At 60.9% G+C, this 19,148-nt stretch carries 16 protein-coding genes; 12 read left to right on the plus strand and 4 right to left on the minus strand.

All coding sequences use genetic code 11. The annotated features are described in order from the left end of the window. Nucleotides 1–143 precede the first annotated feature (143 nt). The 4 genes from AC0L3E_RS02690 (at nucleotide 144) to AC0L3E_RS02705 (ending at nucleotide 4,502) form a co-directional block, all read left to right on the plus strand. Nucleotides 144–1,112 carry a Bug family tripartite tricarboxylate transporter substrate binding protein gene (locus AC0L3E_RS02690; RefSeq protein ID WP_164752848.1) on the plus strand — a complete coding sequence of 323 codons (969 nt, stop codon included), beginning with the start codon at nucleotides 144–146 and terminating at the stop codon, nucleotides 1,110–1,112. Nucleotides 1,113–1,293: 181 nt separating this feature from the next. Continuing rightward, nucleotides 1,294–1,812 (plus strand): tripartite tricarboxylate transporter TctB family protein, encoded by a 519-nt coding sequence (locus AC0L3E_RS02695; protein ID WP_081714390.1) that lies wholly within the window; start codon nucleotides 1,294–1,296, stop codon nucleotides 1,810–1,812. A gap of 26 nt (nucleotides 1,813–1,838) precedes the next feature. Further along, nucleotides 1,839–3,338: a tripartite tricarboxylate transporter permease gene (locus AC0L3E_RS02700; protein WP_127326386.1), complete on the plus strand. Its 1,500-nt coding sequence runs from the start codon at nucleotides 1,839–1,841 to the stop codon at nucleotides 3,336–3,338. A 327-nt stretch (nucleotides 3,339–3,665) separates the two neighbouring features. Further along, nucleotides 3,666–4,502: an SDR family NAD(P)-dependent oxidoreductase gene (locus AC0L3E_RS02705; RefSeq protein ID WP_024504889.1), complete on the plus strand. Its 837-nt coding sequence runs from the start codon at nucleotides 3,666–3,668 to the stop codon at nucleotides 4,500–4,502. A gap of 579 nt (nucleotides 4,503–5,081) precedes the next feature. On the opposite strand, the gene AC0L3E_RS02710 is transcribed toward AC0L3E_RS02705, so the two are convergent. Together AC0L3E_RS02710 and AC0L3E_RS02715 are read right to left on the minus strand one after the other, a co-directional pair. Further along, nucleotides 5,082–6,320: a metal-dependent hydrolase family protein gene (locus AC0L3E_RS02710; protein ID WP_024504890.1), complete on the minus strand. Its 1,239-nt coding sequence runs from the start codon at nucleotides 6,318–6,320 to the stop codon at nucleotides 5,082–5,084. 64 nt (nucleotides 6,321–6,384) lie between these two features. Then, nucleotides 6,385–7,137 (minus strand): SDR family NAD(P)-dependent oxidoreductase, encoded by a 753-nt coding sequence (locus tag AC0L3E_RS02715; RefSeq protein ID WP_024504891.1) that lies wholly within the window; start codon nucleotides 7,135–7,137, stop codon nucleotides 6,385–6,387. Nucleotides 7,138–7,399: 262 nt separating this feature from the next. Between AC0L3E_RS02715 and AC0L3E_RS02720 the strand changes: the two genes are divergently transcribed. The 7 genes from AC0L3E_RS02720 to AC0L3E_RS02750 all read left to right on the plus strand — a co-directional run bounded on the left by AC0L3E_RS02720 (nucleotide 7,400) and on the right by AC0L3E_RS02750 (nucleotide 14,487). Next, nucleotides 7,400–8,284, plus strand: coding sequence for a LysR family transcriptional regulator (locus tag AC0L3E_RS02720; protein WP_032899521.1), 885 nt, complete (start codon nucleotides 7,400–7,402; stop codon nucleotides 8,282–8,284). A gap of 169 nt (nucleotides 8,285–8,453) precedes the next feature. Continuing rightward, complete coding sequence (gene leuB / locus AC0L3E_RS02725) at nucleotides 8,454–9,542, plus strand: 3-isopropylmalate dehydrogenase (protein WP_292459598.1); 1,089 nt, start codon at nucleotides 8,454–8,456, stop codon at nucleotides 9,540–9,542. Between the two features lie 277 nt (nucleotides 9,543–9,819). After that, nucleotides 9,820–11,082 carry a nickel-dependent lactate racemase family protein gene (locus AC0L3E_RS02730; protein WP_246675078.1) on the plus strand — a complete coding sequence of 421 codons (1,263 nt, stop codon included), beginning with the start codon at nucleotides 9,820–9,822 and terminating at the stop codon, nucleotides 11,080–11,082. Then, entirely contained in the window at nucleotides 11,079–12,320 is a 1,242-nt protein-coding gene (gene larC, locus AC0L3E_RS02735; RefSeq protein WP_281062083.1) for a nickel pincer cofactor biosynthesis protein LarC, read from the plus strand. Before AC0L3E_RS02730 ends, larC begins: the two co-directional genes overlap by 4 nt. After that, a complete protein-coding gene (gene larE, locus AC0L3E_RS02740) occupies nucleotides 12,313–13,101 on the plus strand; it encodes an ATP-dependent sacrificial sulfur transferase LarE (protein ID WP_024504896.1) in 789 nt (262 codons plus the stop codon). Before larC ends, larE begins: the two co-directional genes overlap by 8 nt. Then, nucleotides 13,098–13,745, plus strand: coding sequence for a nickel pincer cofactor biosynthesis protein LarB (gene larB, locus AC0L3E_RS02745; protein ID WP_127269186.1), 648 nt, complete (start codon nucleotides 13,098–13,100; stop codon nucleotides 13,743–13,745). Before larE ends, larB begins: the two co-directional genes overlap by 4 nt. A 130-nt stretch (nucleotides 13,746–13,875) precedes the next feature. Continuing rightward, nucleotides 13,876–14,487 (plus strand): flavin reductase family protein, encoded by a 612-nt coding sequence (locus AC0L3E_RS02750; RefSeq protein ID WP_024504897.1) that lies wholly within the window; start codon nucleotides 13,876–13,878, stop codon nucleotides 14,485–14,487. Between the two features lie 75 nt (nucleotides 14,488–14,562). On the opposite strand, the gene AC0L3E_RS02755 is transcribed toward AC0L3E_RS02750, so the two are convergent. Both AC0L3E_RS02755 and AC0L3E_RS02760 read right to left on the minus strand, forming a co-directional pair. Then, a complete protein-coding gene (locus AC0L3E_RS02755; RefSeq protein WP_024504898.1) occupies nucleotides 14,563–15,420 on the minus strand; it encodes a nitroreductase family protein in 858 nt (285 codons plus the stop codon). Nucleotides 15,421–15,475: 55 nt separating this feature from the next. Next, a complete protein-coding gene (locus AC0L3E_RS02760) occupies nucleotides 15,476–18,124 on the minus strand; it encodes a CaiB/BaiF CoA transferase family protein (protein ID WP_473604170.1) in 2,649 nt (882 codons plus the stop codon). Between the two features lie 364 nt (nucleotides 18,125–18,488). Here AC0L3E_RS02760 and AC0L3E_RS02765 point away from each other — a divergent pair, with 364 nt between their 5' ends. Next, nucleotides 18,489–19,139 carry an SMP-30/gluconolactonase/LRE family protein gene (locus tag AC0L3E_RS02765; RefSeq protein ID WP_473604368.1) on the plus strand — a complete coding sequence of 217 codons (651 nt, stop codon included), beginning with the start codon at nucleotides 18,489–18,491 and terminating at the stop codon, nucleotides 19,137–19,139. Nucleotides 19,140–19,148: the final 9 nt, after the last annotated feature.

The following is a 19,148-nucleotide window of genomic DNA, read 5'->3' on the forward strand; positions in this document are numbered from 1 at the left end:
TTGGCGGCAGGACCTCGGGTGCGCTGTCTACGGTTCCTTTGGGACGTGACGCTAGCAAAGTCTCGCTGCGGGATGGAAGCCTCGAAGAAGCAATAAAAAGGGAGAGAAGAATGATTGGATCCTACAAAAAATCAGCCCATGCCATGCTGACAGCGCTGTCGCTGGTACTGCTGTCGCTCGCTGGCGCCAACTGCGCCAAGGCGGCTGATGACTATCCGAACAAGCCGATCGAAGTAATCGTCGGCTACCTCCCCGGTGGCGCAACCGACTTCGCCGCCCGCGTCCTCGCCGAGTCACTGTCGACCAGCCTCGGACAGCCGGTGATCGTCAATAACCGCCCCGGCGCCTCTTCGGCGATCGCCGTTGATGCCGTCAAGCGCGCGGATCCAGATGGCTATACGCTTCTGTTTGGCAACAACGACGCGATTGCGATACTGCCGGCCGTCAAGCCGGACGTGGCCTACAAGATCCCGGACGACCTGACCTTCATTTCCCGGGTCGTCGAGTTTCCACTGGTGTTCGCTGTCAGCACGAAGCTGCCGCTCAACGCCATGAAAGATTTCGTCGAATACGCGAAGGCCAATCCCGGCAAGTTCAACTACGGCTCTTCGGGTGTTGGCGGTTCGCTGCACATTGAGGGTGTGCGTATGGCCCTGGCGGCAGGCATCGACATCACCCACGTCGCCTACAAAGGTGCTGCCGGTGCTGTGACCGACCTCGTCGGAGGCCAGATCGACGGCATGTTCGGCACGGTGAAGGACATCTCCGCCCATCTCAACACTGGCACCATCAAGCTGCTGGCCGTGACCTCTCCCGAGCGCGTACCGGTAGTGCCGGATGTGCCGACTTTGGCCGAAGCCGGCCTCGGCGACGCCACCGTCACGGGCTGGTTCGCCCTCATGGGTCCCGCGAACATGCCTAAGGAAGTCACCGACAAGCTGAGCAAGGCCGTCGCCGACGCCTTGGTCAAGCCGGAAGTGGCAAAGCGTCTGGCTGACTCTGGCCTGTATACTTCGCCGCTTGCCGGCGCTGAGTTCAAGGATTTCGTGGTCAAGCAACTCGACACGTTCAAGACCATCGCCGAAAAGCAGAACATCCGGATTACCGATTGACGGTTCGTCGCGGGCGGCTCATTCGTTTTGGGCCGCCCTAAGTCTGGCATGAACGTTGCTTGCGGATTGGAGTTTTCGATGCGAAATCCGCCATTAGCCCCATATCGCCAAGCGGCATCAACCACCCCGACCCAGGCAGGTTCTGACCTGCCATGGCTCCCGCTGCTTCGGCCTATGATTTATGCACCGGGTCCTCACGATGCCATCTCAACTTGAAAAGCCGAGAGACGTGATCAGTGGGACGCTGGTGCTCGCCACCGGTGCAGCGTTCCTTTACTTCGGTCGCGGGTTGACGGTCGGCAGCGCTTCGCGAATGGGGCCGGGCTACTTTCCGATCGTTCTGAGCCTGCTGATGGTCGTTCTGGGGCTTGCCATCATCGTTAACGCATTGCGTTCAAAAAGCGGGGCAGGCGAGGCGCTGACGATCCCTTGGCGTGCGCTTGTCCTCGTCCTGGGCTCGATCATGGTCTTCGCCCTAACCCTCAAAGGGCTCGGCCTGTTCATCTCGCTGGCGCTCTGCATTCTGGCGACGACCATGGCCAGCAGCTACACGAAGTGGATCCCCTCCATCACGCTAGCCCTCGTGCTGTCTCTCGTCTGCGCCTTCCTTTTCGTCTATGCGCTCGGATTGCCCATCCCGATCATCGGGCAATGGCTATCTTTCGGTTACTGGTGGCCTTCGGCTTCCCCCAGCCCGTGAAAATCACCAGCTGAAGAACATTTTTCATGGACTTCTTTTCCAATCTTGAGCTTGGTTTCCAGACGGCACTGAACCCGTGGAACCTGCTGTACTGCTTCGTCGGCTGCCTGCTAGGCACAGCTGTCGGGGTCTTGCCGGGTCTCGGGCCGGTGGCAACAATTGCCATGCTTCTGCCGCTGACCTTCAGCCTGTCGCCCGACACGGCGATGATAATGCTGGCCGGCATCTACTACGGTGCGCAATACGGAAGCTCCACCACCGCCATCCTGATCAACCTGCCGGGCGAAGCCGGCTCGATCGTGACCGCGATTGACGGCTACGAGATGGCCAAGCAGGGCAGGGCGGGTCAGGCGTTGGCGGTGGCGGCACTGGGTTCGTTCTTCGCCGGAACGGTCGCAACGCTCATCCTGGCGCTGTTCGCTCCGGTGCTGGCCGGCTTTGCGCTGAAGTTCGGCCCGGCAGAGTATTTCTCCCTGATGGTGCTCGGCCTCGTTGCATCAGTTACGCTTGCGTCAGGTTCGCTGCTCAAGGCGTTCGCGATGATCGTGCTGGGCCTGCTGCTTGGCCTGGTCGGGACCGATGTCGAGAGCGGCACGCTGCGATACACGTTCGGCATACCGAGCTTGGCCGACGGGCTCGATTTCGTCGCGCTCAGCATGGGCGTATTCGGTATCAACGAGATCATCTTCAACATCGAGCATGAGCAGAAGCGCAACGTAATTGTTCGCAAGGTGAGCAAACTCATGTTGACGGCTGCGGAGCTCAAGAGCGTCATAGCCCCGGTCTTGCGAGGGACTGGCATCGGCACCGTGCTTGGGATCTTGCCCGGCGGTGGCGCAGTCCTGGCATCGTTCGCGGCCTATGCGGTCGAGAGCCGTGTCTCGAAAAACCGGTCGCAGTTCGGCAAGGGCGCTATTCAAGGGGTCGCGGCGCCAGAAAGCGCCAACAATGCCGGCGCGCAGACCTCATTCATCCCGATGCTGACGCTCGGCATCCCCTCCAACCCGGTAATGGCGATGATGATCGGCGCGTTGGTTATCCAGGGCATTACACCTGGCCCGAATGTCGCCACTGAGCAGCCGGCCCTGTTCTGGGGTCTGATCGCCTCGATGTGGGTCGGCAATCTGATGCTGGTCCTGCTTAACCTGCCTCTGATTGGCATATGGGTGCGGATGCTGATGGTGCCGTACCACTACCTCGCTCCGGCGATCGTTGCGATTTGCTGCATCGGCGCTTACAGCGTCTACAACGACTCGTTCAGCATCTACACAATGGCCCTGTTCGGCCTCGTCGGCTACATCCTGATCAAGCTCGACTTCGAACCAGCGCCGCTGCTGCTCGGCTTCGTGCTGGGACCGATGCTGGAGGAGAACCTGCGGCGGGCAATGGTGCTTTCCCGTGGCGACCCGACCGTGTTCCTCACCCGGCCCGGCAGCCTCATGCTGATCGTTCTGGCCGCGATACTGTTGGTCCTGGTGCTGTTGCCCAGCATACGCTCGAAGCGCGAGGAAGCGTTTCAGGAGTGACTTCGGGTAGGAGGGAAAAACCCGGCGCGTCAGGCATCTCAGCCAGCGATTGAGTCCTTCCAAAAATGGTGTCGCGCAGGTCTTGACGGAGTTGCATGGGAGCTATCCGAATTGCGGACGGTCGACCGACGCGATTGGCAAGTGACGCCGTGGCCAAGGATGAGCGCTGGTGGCATCGTCCGAGACGATGCATCACTTCCCAATCGCGACTGGGGCTAACGCCGTCGTATCATTATCAGAACTGCGTCGCCTCCTGGGCGACTAGTTGGCCCGTTGTCATCGGAACGTTCCCGATCGACGGACTAAGCCACGCAATTGGGAGGATTTATGCCGTATTCGGATTTCAAGGGGAAGGTTGCGATCATAACGGGGGCCGGTGCAGGTATCGGCCTTGCCATTGCTGAAGCGCTTGTCAAGGAAGGGGTGCGTGTTGCTGGCATGGATATCAATCTGGATGGTGTGAGCCGGGTTGAGCAGCGCGTTGGGAAAGACAAGTTCCTTGCCTTGCAGGTCGACATCACTGATCCGGCGAATTGCAAACGGGGCGTGGATGCTGCTGCAGAGCATTTCGGTGGATTGCATGTCCTCATCAACAATGCCGCGCTCGGCATGAACGCCGTGCACCCACATTACGAGACTCTCCCCTTGCAGATCGAAGACGTCAGCGAAGAACTGTGGAAAAAATTCATGCTGACCAATGTCTGCGGCACGTTCAACATGTCGCGCCAGGTCGTTCCGCGCCTGCGTCCGCAGAAATGGGGCCGCATCATTAACGTCAGCACGAGCTACTTGACCATGATGCGGCCGGGCTTTTCCCCCTACGGACCGTCAAAGGCGGCTCTCGAAGCATGGTCGATGATGCTGTCGCGCGAACTCGATGAATCAGGCATCACCGTCAACGTCGTGTTGCCGGGCGGGCCGGTAGACACGGCCATGGTTCCCGATAGGGATGGCCTTGATCGCGAGACGCTTATCCGCCCCGAGATGATGGCTCCGATGATTCTGGCGCTCTTGACCAGCGAGGGCGACAAAATAACCGGCAAACGCTTCCTCGCGGTCGATTGGGACAATACGATCAGCGACCCGCAGCTTCAGACCCACCGGACTGCGGCCTGGCCGGAGCTAGCCACTCCGCTCGCAGCGTTGGCGCCGAAGAAGGGGTGAATGTCCTCCATGGACTAACCTCCCATGTACAGCGTGGCGGGAGGGGAACAACCAGCCAGACAAGGGATTTGCCTCTTTCCGGCAAGACAGCTCTCCTCGAGGGAGGCCGGGTCGTTGACCGGCTTGATGAAGTTCTGAAAACCGCTGAAGCGGGCGCGTGCCCAGTTGGGCAAAAGATGCGTCCGTCATGGCAGACCGCACGGCCTCAACCAGCGGATAAACGATCACCAGAACCAGAAGTATGGCGATCGGCGCCAACAGCAAATAGGGCAGCCCTTCAAAGCTTTGGCGTCGCCTCTTCGAACGAGCTATGTCCTTCCACTCAGCAGTTACTGAAACTTCGCTCAAATGCGCGACCTCCAGCGATGCGCGGAAACCAGGGCGGTCGAATTCAGCATTGGGATAGTTGGCTGGACGCGCGCTCAGAGCCTTCGATGGGATGGACCTCGTCGCGTTCGACGATGTAAGGCGTGAACGCGGAAGACTTGTCGATATCCAAGTGACACAGCCGGTCCGCCCCCAGAGCGGACATCTCAAGACTGGCAAAAGGATGGCGGCGTGATTGGTCCCAGCGTGAGCCTAGGCTGCGAGCTGGTTCTTCACGAATGCACCATCCTTCATGATGGCGGACATGTAGCGGCCTTGACTGCCCAGCGCAGACAGATCCTTCACGGGATCCTTGTCGACCACGAGGAGGTCGGCAAAGGCGCCTGCCGCGATCGTGCCGACCTTGCCTTCCATACGGACGAGTTCGGCGGCGGTAAGGGTTGCCGATTTGATCACCTCGATCGCCGGCAGCGCCTCCGCGCGGATCAGGAACTCTTCGGACTGATAGCTGTGCATCGAGCCCAACACGTCGGTGCCGTAAGCCAGCTTGACGCCGGCTGCCCGCATCGTCTCCAGCGATTCGGGACCTCTTGCGCGCACCCATTTCAGGCGTTCCACAAAGCCGGGATCCAGCTTCAGCGCATCGGCCTCGCGGATCTGCGCTTCATAGGCGGCGATCGTCGGCGTGACGATCGCACCTTGCTTCGCAGCGGTGGCAGCGGTTTGAGGGGTAATAAGTGTCGCGTGTTCGATCGAATGAATACCGCATTCGAGTGCACGTGCGACGGCCTCGTCGGTGTGGGTGTGCACCGACACATACATCTTGGCCTTGTCGGCTTCGTCCTGGAACGCGCGCAGCTCATCCATCGAATAGCCGAGATATGGCCGAGGAAAATGGGAGGATGCCGCGCCGCCATTGGCCATCACCTTGATGAATCTGGCGCCCTTGCGAACCTCGTCGCGAGCGGCACGGCGGCAGTCGTCGACGCCGTCAACGATGCGTCCTACCGAGCCGAGTTGGTCGAGTTGACGGTCGCCACTGATCATGTCGTAGCGCGTCCGATAGTCCGAATGGCCGCCGGTCTGCACCATGGCCTTGCCGCAAATGACCAGGCGAGGACCTTCGATAAGACCCTGCTCTATCGCATGGACCTGAGCCACAGTCGCGCCGCCGAGGTCGCGCACGGTGGTGAAACCGCGATTGAGCATGCCCTTCAATATCCGCACCGAATGATAGGCGACGAGTTCGTTTGGCAGAAACGAGTTTTCGGCCGGATCGGCAACTCCGGAATTGATGTGCACATGGCAATCGATCAGGCCCGGCATCAAAGTCTTCCCGCGCAGATCGAAGCGATGCGCGTTGCTATCCCGGATCGGCTTGTCTGAAACCTCGTCGATAACATTGCCGCTGACGCGGACGAAACGGTCGTGCTCGCCGTCCTCATTGGAGCCGTCAACGATCCGCGCGTTTTCGAATATGTAGGAAGGCATCAGCAGTCTCCTTGTTGGATCGGTGCGCCGCCACGTGCGCCGCGGAATTTGACGGGCGCTACGGTCAGTAGGTTGCCCTGCCGCCGGAAAGATCGAACACCGCGCCGGTGGTAAAGGAATTCTCCTCTGACGCTAGCCAGCAGATCATGGAGGCGGCTTCGCCAAGTTCGAGCATGCGGCCGCGCGGAATCTTGGCAAGCATGTACTCGATGTGTTGCGGTGACTGCTCCATTGCCCCAGGCGTCTTGGCAACCGCCGGAGTGACGCAGTTGACTGCGATGTTCTGCCCTGCGAGTTCCTTGCCCAGTGACTTCGTCAAGGCGATCACGGCTGCCTTCATGGAGCTGTAGGCGACCGCGTTGGGGTTGCCCTCCTTGCCGGCAATGGAGCTGAGGTTGACGATGCGCCCGTAGTTAAGCTCCCGCATATGAGGGACGATGGCGCGGCAGCAGTTGAAAGTCCCTATCAATCCCACACTCAGGACCTGTGCGAAGGCCTCGGGTGGATATTCCCAGGTCGGCATGTTCGGCCCGACCAACGCCGCATTGTTGATCAGTATGTCGATCTTGCCAAACCGTTCCAGCGTGTGTGCAAAGCCCGCTTCCACCGACGCGAGGTCGCCAATGTCAGTCTCAATCCCAAGCACGTCGCGGGTTCGTCCAAGCTGATTGAGAGCCTTTTGCAACGCAGCGCCATCGCGATCCCAGATCGCTATCCTGGCACCGGATGCCAGCATCCGCTCGCTGACTGCGAACCCGATGCCCTGCGCTCCGCCCGTGACAATCGCTACGCGCTGCTCAAGATCATATCGATTCATGGTCGAAGACGCACTCTGATTGAATTATTGATTGAAGCATGTTCCACGGGGGAACCGGTGGCGATTTCGCGACAAGCGCGTGCCAGAACGTATTGACTGCGATGGTCTTTCGCAAAAGACTTAGTTTGGAATGGCTGCTTCGCGATCCGCGATGATGCCCTTGCGACAGTTGCATCCGTGCGGTCAACAGCTATTAGCAGTGACTGGCTGCGTGTTTCGCAGGCCTGGCATGGATGGAATATGCCGGAGAGGGGGAGCTACATTGCGTTTTGACCTTCTTTCGCTTCAGCTGTTTGTCGCCGTTTGCGAAGAGCAGAGTATCGCCAAGGCGGCCGATCGCGAGCACATCGCGGCATCGGCGGTGAGCAAGCGGATTTCCGATCTCGAGATACGCCTCAGTACGCCTTTGTTTCACCGCAGCTCGAAGGGACTGGAGCTGACCGCGGCAGCGCAGGCGCTGCTCCACCATGCGCGCGTCGTGCTCCGCGACTTGAAGCAGATGGAGATTGAGCTTGCCCATCACGCCAGTGGCGTCAGTGGGCAGGTCCGCATTTTTGCGAGTGTTTCGACGATCATCCAGCATCTGCCGTCGGATCTGAGCAACTTTCTGGGGACGCATTCGGCCATTCGAATCGATCTGGAGGAGGGCACCAGCCAGCAGGCCGTGGACGCGGTGGCCGAGAACGCTGCGGATATCGGCGTCTTCGGTGGCGTCGTGCCCCGTCGCGGTTTGAAATACATCCCCTATCGCAGCGACCGCCTCGTGGTGCTGGCTCACAGGGACCACCCGCTAAGCTCGCAAACTTCCGTCAAGTTCGCCGACCTCCCGGATTATGACCTGATCGGGCCAAGCAGGGGAAGTTTTCTGGATATGCTCGTCATTCGCGCTGCGGCTGAGCTGAGCAAACCGTTGAAAATGCCAATCCGGGTCAACGGGTTCGAGACGGTGTCGACAATGGTAGAGGCGCAGATGGGCGTCGGCCTCGTGCCGGCGGGATGTGCCGCCCGTTATGTAACGGGTGGCATGCTTGCGGCAATCGCGCTCGACGAGCCTTGGGCAGTCAGGCAGTGGAACATCTGCGTTCAGGACAGTCAGGGCCTGCCACCACCCGTGAAGCTGCTGTTGAAGCACCTTACCAACAGTTGAGAGGCTGGTCCGCCGGCTAACCGGTGCGTCGCGTCCGACGATGCGAGCTTTCCAAAGGACGACTTCGAAGGGTCCGGGTCGGCCCATATAAGTCCTGCCGCAGAGAGGGCCGAGCGAATGCGCCCGCCTCTTCAACTCAATTTCGAAAGGCAAGGCCTTGAAGATAGTAGTGCTCCCAGGAGACGGGATCGGTAAGGAAGTGACCGCGGAGGCAGTAAGGGCGCTGCACGCGGTCATCGGTAGTGAACTCCCGCTCGAACTCACAGAAGCCGTAATCGGAGGTGAGGGGCTGGAGCGCTTCGGCGATGCCCTGCCGCCTGATACCCTCGACATCTCACGCAAAGCTGATGCCATTCTGCTTGGCGGAACCGGCGTTCCTGAGGATGAGAGGCGAGCGCCGAGCGAGGGGGCCGGTTACGGCCTGCTCAAGCTGCGCAAGGCCCTCGGTCTCTATGCTAACTTCCGCCCGGTCGTGCTTTATCCCGAGCTTGTGGACGCCTCCACACTCAAGCCCGAAATTGTCACGGGGGTCGACCTGATCATCTTGCGTGAACTGACCGGCGATCTCTATTTCGGCCAGCCGCGTGGTGTCTCTCGTGACGAGACTGGCGCGCGTGTCGGCATCAACACGATGCGTTATACCGATGCCGAGATCGAGCGCATAGCGCATGCGGGCTTCCAGGCCGCCGCGAAACGACGTAAGAAACTGTGTTCGGTTGACAAGGCAAACGTCCTTGAAACGATGGCGCTGTGGCGCGAGGTCGTTATCGAAGTCAGCAAGCAGTATCCCGATGTGGAATTGACGCATCTCTACATTGACGCGGCGTCCATGGCCTTGATCCGAAATCCCAAGCAATTCGATGTTGTCGTGACGGGCAATGTCTTCGGCGATATCCTCTCCGATGCGGCGGCCATGTTGGCCGGCTCAATCGGAATGCTGCCGTCGGCCTCCCTCGGCGATCACAACAAGGGCCTATACGAACCGGTCCATGGCACCGCGCCGGACATCGCTGGCAAGGACTTGGCGAACCCACTGGCCGCAATCCTTTCGGTTGCCATGATGCTCCGGCAGTCGTTTGGCCGCGACCAGCACGCTTCGCGTATCGAGCAGGCCGTACGGTCAGTGCTGCGCGAGGGGTATCGGACCGCAGACATCTATCAACCCGGCTGCAGGAAGATCGGCACGAGGGCCATGGGTGAAGCAGTTGTCGAGGCGATCCGCAAGCAGAAGGTTGGCGGGGAGGCGGAATTTGCCTGACCGGCCGCTATGACCTGCTGCTCTCGCGGCAAGTCGGTCGCGTCCGCATCGCCGATTGCGACGACAGGTCTCCAAACCGAGACTTACTTCGGTTGACTGACCAGCGGTACTCGAAGGCAAGCCAGACATGTTCGAGCGACGTCACGTGGCCGAAGAGGGCTGGATCAGCCGCCGAACATCATAGGTGCCGGGCCGTAGCGACGGACGGCGGATCGTGAGAGCCGAGGGACGGCAGATGAAACATGGCGGTCCTTTCGAACTTGCCTTCGGTCGTGGATTGCTGAAGCTGGCATTGCCGCAAGGCGCGGAGCCGACAGTAATCCGGAAGGCGTTGTTGCCAAAACTCTTCGACGCCTCTTCAGCAATTGCATCCGCCTTCGCGAATCCGATTGGCTCCGAGCCTTTAGCCCGTCTGGTGGTCGGGCGTCGGAGCGCCTGCATCCTTATCTGCGACATCACGCGCCCGGTGCCGAACCGGCTATTCCTACGCGTCATGATCGAGACAATGATCAAAGGCGGCATTCCCGCGGACAGGATCGATGTGCTCGTTGCCACCGGCCTTCATCGTCCGAACGAGGGTGTGGAACTGGAGGAACTGGTCGGCGATCCTTGGGTTCTGAAGACCGTCCGCGTCACCAATCATTTCGCACGCAACGAACACGACCACGTCGATCTGGGACATACGCAGACGCGTGGGACACCGATCCGGATCAATCGGCTTTTCGCGGATGCGGACCTCCGTATCGCTACAGGCCTGGTCGAGCCCCATTTCATGGCAGGCTGGTCCGGTGGTCGAAAGGTTGTCGCCCCCGGCGTTGCCGGCCACGAAACCATCCGCACCTTCCACTCGGCGCGTTTCATGGAAGACCCGCTGTCAGTCCAGTGCAATCTGGTCGGCAACCCGCTCCATGAGGAACAGTTGCAGATCGTACGCAAGGTTGGCGAAATCTATGCGTTGAACACCGTGCTCGATGAAGATCGCGATCTGGTTTGCGTGACCTTTGGCGAGATCATAGCCAGCCATCTGGCTGCGGTCGATTTCATCGCTGACACGACGATGATCGACGTGCCGCGCCGGTTCAAGACCGTGGTGACGTCGTCTGCAGGCTATCCCCTCGACAAGACCTACTACCAGACGATCAAGGGTATGGTGACGCCGATCGACATTCTCGACCCGGGCGGGACGCTGATCATCGCCTCGGAATGTTCGGAGGGCTTGGGCAGCCACGAATTCCGCCAGGCGCAAGCGCGGTTGGTGGAGATGGGACCCGAGCCATTCCTTGCCACGCTTACGGCGAAGACGCTTGCCGACATCGATGAATGGCAGACGGAGATGCAGCTGAAGCCGATGCGGGTGGGCAAGATCCAGCTCTACACGACCGGGCTAGATCGCGAGGAACGCCGCATCACCGGAGTTGAACTGGTCCCCTCGGTAAACGACGCAATCGCGGCCAGTCTTGAACGCCATGGCGACCCCGCCGTTGCCATCATCCCGGAGGGACCATACGTCATTCCGATCTATCGGCGGGCAGGACTGTGAGACGCGTCCACCTCGATGCAGTCGGCGGCATCGCCGGCGACATGTTCGTCGCGGCAATGCTCGACGCGCTGCCTGACCTGCGAGAGCGCGTACTTGCCGACGGCGCTGCAGTGCTTCCGGTTGAGGCCGGTGGCATTGCCTTCGAGGAAGGCGAGAGCCTGTCGATGCGCGTGCGGCGCTTCGGTCTGGTCGCGAAGCGCGCGATGTCGGCTGCAGCGCCACACGCCCATGCGAACGCATATGGTGATGATGATGGCCACCATCACCATCACGATCGCAACCAGATTCCTGATGAAGCGCATGCAGGTAGTTTTGCTGACATGGTGGCACGCATCAAGGCCGCGGATCTCCACGATGGAACGGCTGCCAGGGCCATTGCGATACTGACGATCATTGGCGAGGCGGAGGCGGCCATCCATCGCGTGCCGGTCGAAAGGGTACATTTTCACGAGATCGCCGACTGGGACTCCCTGGTTGACGTCGTCTGCGCCGGCAGCATCGCAGCGGCGCTCGACAAGACGGTGTGGAGTGTCTCGGCTCTGCCGCGAGGCGGTGGCCTTGTGCACACCGCCCACGGACTGCTGCCCGTTCCCGCGCCTGCCACGGCCGCGATCCTGACCGGTTTCGAATGGCGCGACGACGGCATATCAGGCGAGCGCGTGACGCCGACCGGCGCGGCGATCCTTAAACATCTCACAGCGCCTGGTGCTGGCGGCACGTCTGGCCGGCTTGTGTCGTCCGGAACAGGCGCGGGGACGCGGCACCTGCCCGGGATGCCGAACATTCTTCGCGTTCTCGTCCTAGAGAACGAAGTCTCAACTCCGAGCGACACCATCAGTGTCATCGAATTCGAAATCGACGACATGACCGGCGAAGAGATGGGCGTCGCCTGCGATCGCCTCAGGGCAACGGACGGCGTGTTGGATCTCTCCGTGGGGCAGCGCCTCGGCAAGAAGGGGCGTCCCGCCTCGTCGTTCCGGCTTCTGGCGAGACCGGAACTGGCCGATCAGGTGACGGCCCGGTGTTTTGCCGAGACATCGACAATTGGCTTGCGCCTGCGGGAGGAACGCCGGCTGGTCCTCTTCCGGGAAAACGTCAAGGCTGCCGGACTTGCCGTCAAGGCGGTCCTCCGGCCATCGGGCATCACACGCAAGGTGGAAAGCGATGCCCTTCGAGGCGGAAGCCTTGCCGAGCGCCGCGCCATGAAGTGGCAGGCCGAGACGACCGACGATGAATGACATTGCGCCGGCACAGCGTCTTGACCGCGTTCTTGACCGTTTCGAACAGCTCGCCATTGCTGTCAGCGGCGGCGTGGATTCAGTGACGCTGGCAGCCTTCGCACATCGCAAGCCGGGCCTTGCGGTGACGGTAATCCATGCCGCCTCACCAGCCGTTCCGGAAGAGGCGACGGCACGCGTGCGGGGTCTGTCAGATACCGAAGGCTGGACGACCCTCGTCATCGGAACTGGCGAGTTCGAGGATTCACGCTATCGGGACAATCCCTCGAACCGCTGTTATTTCTGCAAGACCAATCTCTACGATCGGATACGCACACTGACGCCGCATGTGATCGCGTCGGGTGCCAATCTCGATGATCTCGGCGACTATCGTCCCGGGTTGCTGGCTGCCGCCGAGCGCCAGGTGGTACATCCCCTCATCGAAGCGGAAATGGCCAAGGCCGACATTCGCGCGCTTTCTCGCGAGCTTGGCCTGGGCTCTGTCGCCGAATTGCCCGCCCAGCCATGCCTGGCAAGCCGCGTCGAGACGGGAATAGCGATCGATGCCCGCGACCTCGCATTCATCGAGAAGGCCGAGCGGCATCTGGCTGACATTGCCGCCAGTGGCGTTACGTTGCGCTGCCGGATTACGCGGTCAGGCGTGGTTCTGGAACTCGGCGACGGCGTGTCCGCGCAGAAGCATCTGCTGGTCGAGATCACGCAGCGGCTTTGCGCCGAGGCAGGACGCGTCTTCGTGGGCGCCCGGCCCTACAGCCGCGGCGCGATGTTCATGCGCCCATGAACGACTTTCAACTCGACTGGCAACGCAGCAGGCGCACCGGAGTGCCGGAGGCGGTGCTATGTGAGCATAAGAGCCCGACCCAGGTGGCCGCCATCATCGTCGCTGCTTCCGAGAAAGGAGAGCGGCTGTTGTTCACGCGTCTCGACGAAAGCCATTTTCTGGCGCTCGATTTCGCCATTCGCAGTGCACTTGATTATGATCCACTGTCGCGCACTGCGGTGCTGGGCGGGTCCATGCCCGTTGCAAGCACAGGTGTGGGCATCGTGGCGGCGGGCACGTCGGATATGTCGGTCGCACGGGAAGCCGCCCGAGCGCTCTGCTTCAACGGCCATGACGCGCCTATCGTCGCCGATGTCGGTGTCGCCGGATTGTGGCGGCTTACTGAAAGGCTCGACGAAATCCGGATGTTTCGGGTTGTTATCGCTGTCGCCGGCATGGAAGGCGCGCTCTTCAGCGTGCTCGCCGGGCTGATCGCGGCGCCGTTGATCGCTGTACCGACATCTGTCGGCTACGGCGTGGCCGCCGGCGGATATGTGGCGCTCAACGCAGCGCTCGCGAGTTGCTCGCCGGGAGTTGTGGTGGTCAACATCGACAATGGCTTTGGCGCAGCGGCAGCCGCGGTGAAGATGCTTTCAATGCGTTGACGCACCAGCCTCGCTAAGCGCGATGCGCGCGTTCCGATATAGAGCAAACAATCGATTTTGCCGGTGCTAGAAAGGCGTGGCGCCAGCCAAACTGGTCTGCCCCGCCAAATCATCGGAGGTCCCCACGACAATGCAGTTCGACTTCTCCGAGCTGAAGCCGCTTGACCGGCACAAACTTCTATCCTCGACGATCACGCCACGGCCGATCGCATGGGTCACGACCGTCGCGTCGGACGGGGTGCGCAATGCAGCGCCATTCTCGTTCTTCAATGTCTTCAGCGAGGATCCCCCTGTCGTCGGTTTCAGCATCGTCGACCGGTCTGCAGGCGACAACAAGGACACAGGACGCAATATCCGGATGTCGGGCCAATTCGTCGTCAATCTGGTCGACGAGGATCGGCTGGACCAGATGAACATAACCGCCGCCGAGTTTGCGCCGGAAATCGATGAGTTTTCGCGGTCCGGGCTTGCAGAGGAAGCTTCAGTGACGATCGCCGCGCCGCGAATTGCCGAGAGCCCCGTCTCCATGGAGTGCGTGCTGCACAGCATTGTTCCTCTCGGGGTATCGCGCTCGCTCATCCTGGGAACGGTCCAGATGATGCATATACGCGACGACATGCTGATCGACCCGGTTCGCTTCCATGTCGATACACAAAAATTGCGCCTTGTCGCCAGGGCACAAGGAAACACCTATGTCCGCACGACAGACGCGTTTGAGTTGCCGAGAATCTCGGCGACGTGACAGGGCCGGCGGTTCGCAGGCCTGACGAAGTCGCAGCCCCTGTCTCTCAGTCAACATTGGCGCGCGCAACCGCAGCTATTTGAGCCCAAATCCCCGCGCCTTCAGGAAGTCCGTGAGCACGTGCCTGCCGGTCAGTGCAGCAACGTCCTTTATCCGCGCCGCGGTCTGTTCAGTCCAGTCGATGTTGCGCATGTTCTGTTCGGCCTGGAATTCCCGCATGCGTGCCTCGTAGGCCGCCATAAGCTCCGGGTCGATTTGGGTATACCGCTCGCGGTGGAGGATTATGCCTTGCGGCAGGCGCGGCTTGACGTCTGTTGCCACCGCCGGATCGGGGCGGCCGACTGTCATGCCGAACACGACCATCGATTCGTCGGGCAGTCCCAGTTCGTTGGCGACGGCCTGAGGGTCGTTACGCATCGCGCCTATGTAGCAGCAGCCGAGGCCGAGCGACTCGATTGCAACAGCGGCATTCTGCGCTGCGAACGCGGCGTCCGCGATGGCAAAGATGAATGCCTCGATGTAATCGAGTGCGACACCGGCATGTCCCCGCTCATCGCTGATCGCACGCAGGCGAGCCAGATCGGCGACGAAAACGAGCAGCAGCGGCGCGTCATGGATGTGCTTCTGGTCCGCGGCGTAGCCGGCCAGCCGCGCCTTGCGATCCTTGTCCTCGACCGCAATGACGCTCCAAGCTTGGAGGTTGGAAGTTGAAGCCGCCGACTGTGCGGCCGCCACGACGAGCTCAAGGGTATTTGCGGGAAGGGGCTGGTCGAGGTAGTAGCGCACCGACCGGTGCGACAGCATCACATCCAGCGTGCTGTTCCAAGTGACGTGGGACAATTCTTCGGCGAGAGCGGGATCACGGTAGCGCGTACCGACGCGTTCACGTGCCGCTGTACCGTCGGCGACGCTGTTTCGCTGCTTGCTGGTCATCTGATTGTTATCCATCTGGTTGTTTGGCTTGATCCGCCTGGGATTCTTGCCGAGGTCAAATAACGCCCTCGTGCTTGAACGAGCGGATCTGTGCTGTTGAGTGGCCGAGGAGTTCACCGAGGACATATTCGTTGTCTTCGCCGTAACAAGGCGCTCCGCGGTTGATCAATCCGCCTGCATGCGCGGGTGTGCGGCCAAGTTTGAACGGCACTTCGGCCACGGGCCACGTCCCGATCCTTGTCCCAGGCACTTCGGTCAGCCACTCCAACCTCCGCAACTGCGGATCGTGATCGCAGCGATCCTCCGCCGTCTGGCATACGCCAGCGGCCACGCCAGCTGCTTGCAAGCGGCTCATGCAGTCATAGGCCTCAACGCCCTCGGTCCACGTTCCAACCACCTTGTCCAGTGCATCCTGGTTGACAAGACGAGCCGCAATATTGGCGAAGCGTGGATCGGTTAGCCATTCAGGATGGCCCGCGGCATGGGCGAGCGCCGCCCATGACCGCTGGTCGCAGCACGAGATCGCGATCCAGCGATCCGCCCCCTGGCAACGATAGGCGCCATGCGGCGCGGCATTGCCATAAGGGGAGCGGTTGCCGGTACGCTGCCACACTCGCCCGTTTGCCGACCAATCAAGGATGGCCTGGCTGGCAAGGAAGATGCCCGCTTCGCATTGGGACGCATCGATATGCTGACCCTTGCCGGTGACCGAGCGGTAGTACAGCGCACCGAGGAGCGATTGGGCGAAGCCATAGGCCCCCATCCAGTCGAGATAGGAATAGCCCCACCCGGCAGGCATCGCCGGTTCGGCAAGACCGGACATCTCGTTCATCCCAGCAAACGAGGCAGCGATAGGCCCAACGGTGCGCAGTCGGCCATAGGTGCCGTAACTGCCCATGCCGGACTGCTGGACGTAGATGATATCGGGACGGATGCTGCGCAGGACGTCATACCCCAGGCCTAACCGATCGAGGACGCCCGGAGAGAAGCCTTCGGCGACGACGTCGGAGATTGCGATCAGCCGCTTGGCGATATCGATACCTTTCGGGTGGCGGATATTGAGCGAGAGCCCGCGCTTGCCCGTGTTCTTATTGTTGAACTGGCCGCCCATGTCGGGATCGCTGACGCCCGGCAGTGGGCCGGTCGCGGCCTCGCGCGCCGTGCGGCCGCCAACGGGTGCCATTGCGGCGAGGCGTGTGTCTGGGTTTTCCTTCCATTCGACCTTGATGCACTCGGCGCCAAGCGCAGCAGCAAAGCGCGTTCCGCCCGCCGAAGCAAGAAACCATGAGAAGTCAAAGATGCGGACGTTCTGCAAAGGAAAGGGACGATTGCGTGCTGAGAGCGCCGGTTTCAGGGTCGCCTCTGCCGCTACCTTTGGCGATGCCTGCCTTGAGGTGTTGCTCACTTCGCCCGTATGCTCACCGCGCAGCGGCGCGCGCTTGCCGGCCTGCCATCGTGTTTCCGAACTCAGCCATTTGCTTGTGGCATAATGGAAGCTGCGCCCAAGTTCAGGGTGATCGACCTTGGTGATGGCGCCGCGCTTCAGCCAATGCTCGTCTTGTGCATTCTCATGCGGCTTGCGCACCGGTGCCCAGAGCAATCCCGCTGCCTGAGCTTCTTGCCAGGGCGTCGCGTCATATGTGTGGGCGCGGACGAAACGCTGAACCACTTCCAGCGTGTGCGAGGTGGCGTCGTCCATCTTCGACGAGCCCGGGACGCTGCGTGCGTTAAAGTCCGCATCGGCTGTGGGCGCCTCGAGGTCCGCAGCCATGTCGAAACGCTCGAGGAACGGCACGAGATTGGCCTTGTCACGGGCGCCAACACCCCAGGTCATGTACCAGCGACCATCTTTGGTGTGACTGATGTTGGGGACACGCGACACTGCCTCCAGGGCATGACGGCATGTCAGACGATGGAGCGGCGCTCGGCGCATCACCCATGACATCAGATCGATCTCGGTGCTCTTGGCTACCGCCTCATGGATGGCACAGGAGATATCCTGACCGAGACCCGAGGTGGTCCGCTCGATCAGAGCGGCAAGAATGCCAATCATGAGTTGCTCACCGGCAATATGGTAGGCATGCCAGATTTGCGGTGCGATAGGCGGTAGGTCGTACTGTTCCGATGGATCCGGATCGTAGCCGCAATTCATCATGACGCCGCCGAGCGCCAGATGAACCAGGTCCGACCCCTTGAAGGTACTCCAAGGGCCGTCATCGCCGAAAGGCGTCATGCGGGCGATGACGAGCGAGGGGTACCGCGCCGCCAAGGCTTCGCGGGTCAGCCCAAGCTGTTCATTCAACATGCCGCAGCTAGCATCCAGCAGGATGTCGGCAGTACCCAGGAGCTGGACCAACATCGAGCGACCGCCTGCGGTATCCAGATCGGCGACGGCGGATTTCTTGCCGCGGTTGTATGCCCAGAAATAGAGCGACTTTTCGGGGTCGGGCTCCTCAGAACAGAACGGGGCGATGCGCCTCGTCGGGCTGCCGCCTGCTGGTTCGATCTTGATCACCTCGGCGCCGAGTCCTGCAAGCAGCAGGCCGCAATACTCCGCCGTCTCGTCCGCCACCTCGATCACTCGAAGGCCAGACAGCATTCCGGGGGCGGTGTCGGACGCCAGAGCGGTCGACCGGGGTTCAACTCTTGCAGCTGTCATGAAGGGTGTTTGGACCGTCTCAGCGTTGATGTTGAGCAACCACATTTATGGAGTTTGCTCGGCAAGATAATGCATTATATAAAATTAGGCATTGAGAAGCGGCGCCTGTCAATTAGAAATTGCGGGGGTCAAACCAATTCACCTCGGGTGGTGGAAAAAGTGCAGAAGAAATTTCGATCCTGAATTTTTAAGGCTTCCGGCGCTATGTCGTGGCCAATGCGCCATTGGAGCGTCTTCACACCGGTATGATGTGGGCGGAGGGTCCGGTCTGTTTTGCGGATCTCGAGATTCTCCTTCTTAGCGACGTTCCGGCAGAGCAAATATTACTGTCGCCAAAGGGCAGCCACCGGTCGTCTTTCGCCATCCGTCCGGCAACGCCAATGGCAACACCCGGGACCGCCAAGGGCGTCTGCTCACCTGCGAGAGCGGCAATCGTCGCGTCGTCCGCACCGAACTTGACGGGAGGCAGACCGTTCTCGCCGATAGCTACGATGGAAAGCAGCTCAACTCGCCAAACGACATCGTCGTACGCTCGGATGATTCGATCTGGTTTACCGACCCGGATTATGGAATTCTCAGCGATTACACAGGAAACCGCGCCTCCAGCGAGCTTGGGCGCCGCTGCGTTTTCCGCCTTGATCCCCTCGATGGCAAGCTGGCGATCGCCACGGACAAACTGGACAAGCCCAATGGTCTGGCCTTCTCGCCCACCGAGAAAATCCTTTCGTTGCCGACTCAGGCGCGACGCACACGCCTGGGTGGCGCACATGAGATCCTAGCTTTTGACGTAGCGGCCGATGGTGGGCTTGGCAACCGCCGGACATTCGCCGTGATCGATGCCGGGGTGCCTGACGGGTTCCGCGTGGACCTCGATGGCAATATCTGGACAAGGGCGGCTGATGGTGTTCACTGCATCAGCCCCGAGGGGGAATTAATCGGTAAGATTGCGGTCCCGGAAACCCGTCACAAACCTGACGTTTGGCGGCCCAAGCGCAATCGCCTGTTCATAGCCGCTGCCTCGTCTCTTTACTCGATTTATGTCGGGACACGCGGCCTCTGAAATGGTTCC

Source organism: Mesorhizobium sp. WSM4822 (assembly GCF_055811155.1).

Excerpts from the sequence above, each read along its gene's own strand:
- larE (WP_024504896.1), top strand. The coding sequence starts at position 12,313 with ATGAATGACATTGCGCCGGCACAGCGTCTTGACCGCGTTCTTGACCGT.
- AC0L3E_RS02710 (WP_024504890.1), bottom strand. The coding sequence starts at position 6,320 with ATGCCTTCCTACATATTCGAAAACGCGCGGATCGTTGACGGCTCCAAT.
- AC0L3E_RS02750 (WP_024504897.1), top strand. The coding sequence starts at position 13,876 with ATGCAGTTCGACTTCTCCGAGCTGAAGCCGCTTGACCGGCACAAACTT.
- AC0L3E_RS02705 (WP_024504889.1), top strand. The coding sequence starts at position 3,666 with ATGCCGTATTCGGATTTCAAGGGGAAGGTTGCGATCATAACGGGGGCC.
- AC0L3E_RS02760 (WP_473604170.1), bottom strand. The coding sequence starts at position 18,124 with ATGTGGTTGCTCAACATCAACGCTGAGACGGTCCAAACACCCTTCATG.
- AC0L3E_RS02695 (WP_081714390.1), top strand. The coding sequence starts at position 1,294 with ATGCACCGGGTCCTCACGATGCCATCTCAACTTGAAAAGCCGAGAGAC.
- larB (WP_127269186.1), top strand. The coding sequence starts at position 13,098 with ATGAACGACTTTCAACTCGACTGGCAACGCAGCAGGCGCACCGGAGTG.
- AC0L3E_RS02715 (WP_024504891.1), bottom strand. The coding sequence starts at position 7,137 with ATGAATCGATATGATCTTGAGCAGCGCGTAGCGATTGTCACGGGCGGA.
- AC0L3E_RS02700 (WP_127326386.1), top strand. The coding sequence starts at position 1,839 with ATGGACTTCTTTTCCAATCTTGAGCTTGGTTTCCAGACGGCACTGAAC.
- AC0L3E_RS02690 (WP_164752848.1), top strand. The coding sequence starts at position 144 with ATGCTGACAGCGCTGTCGCTGGTACTGCTGTCGCTCGCTGGCGCCAAC.
- AC0L3E_RS02755 (WP_024504898.1), bottom strand. The coding sequence starts at position 15,420 with ATGACCAGCAAGCAGCGAAACAGCGTCGCCGACGGTACAGCGGCACGT.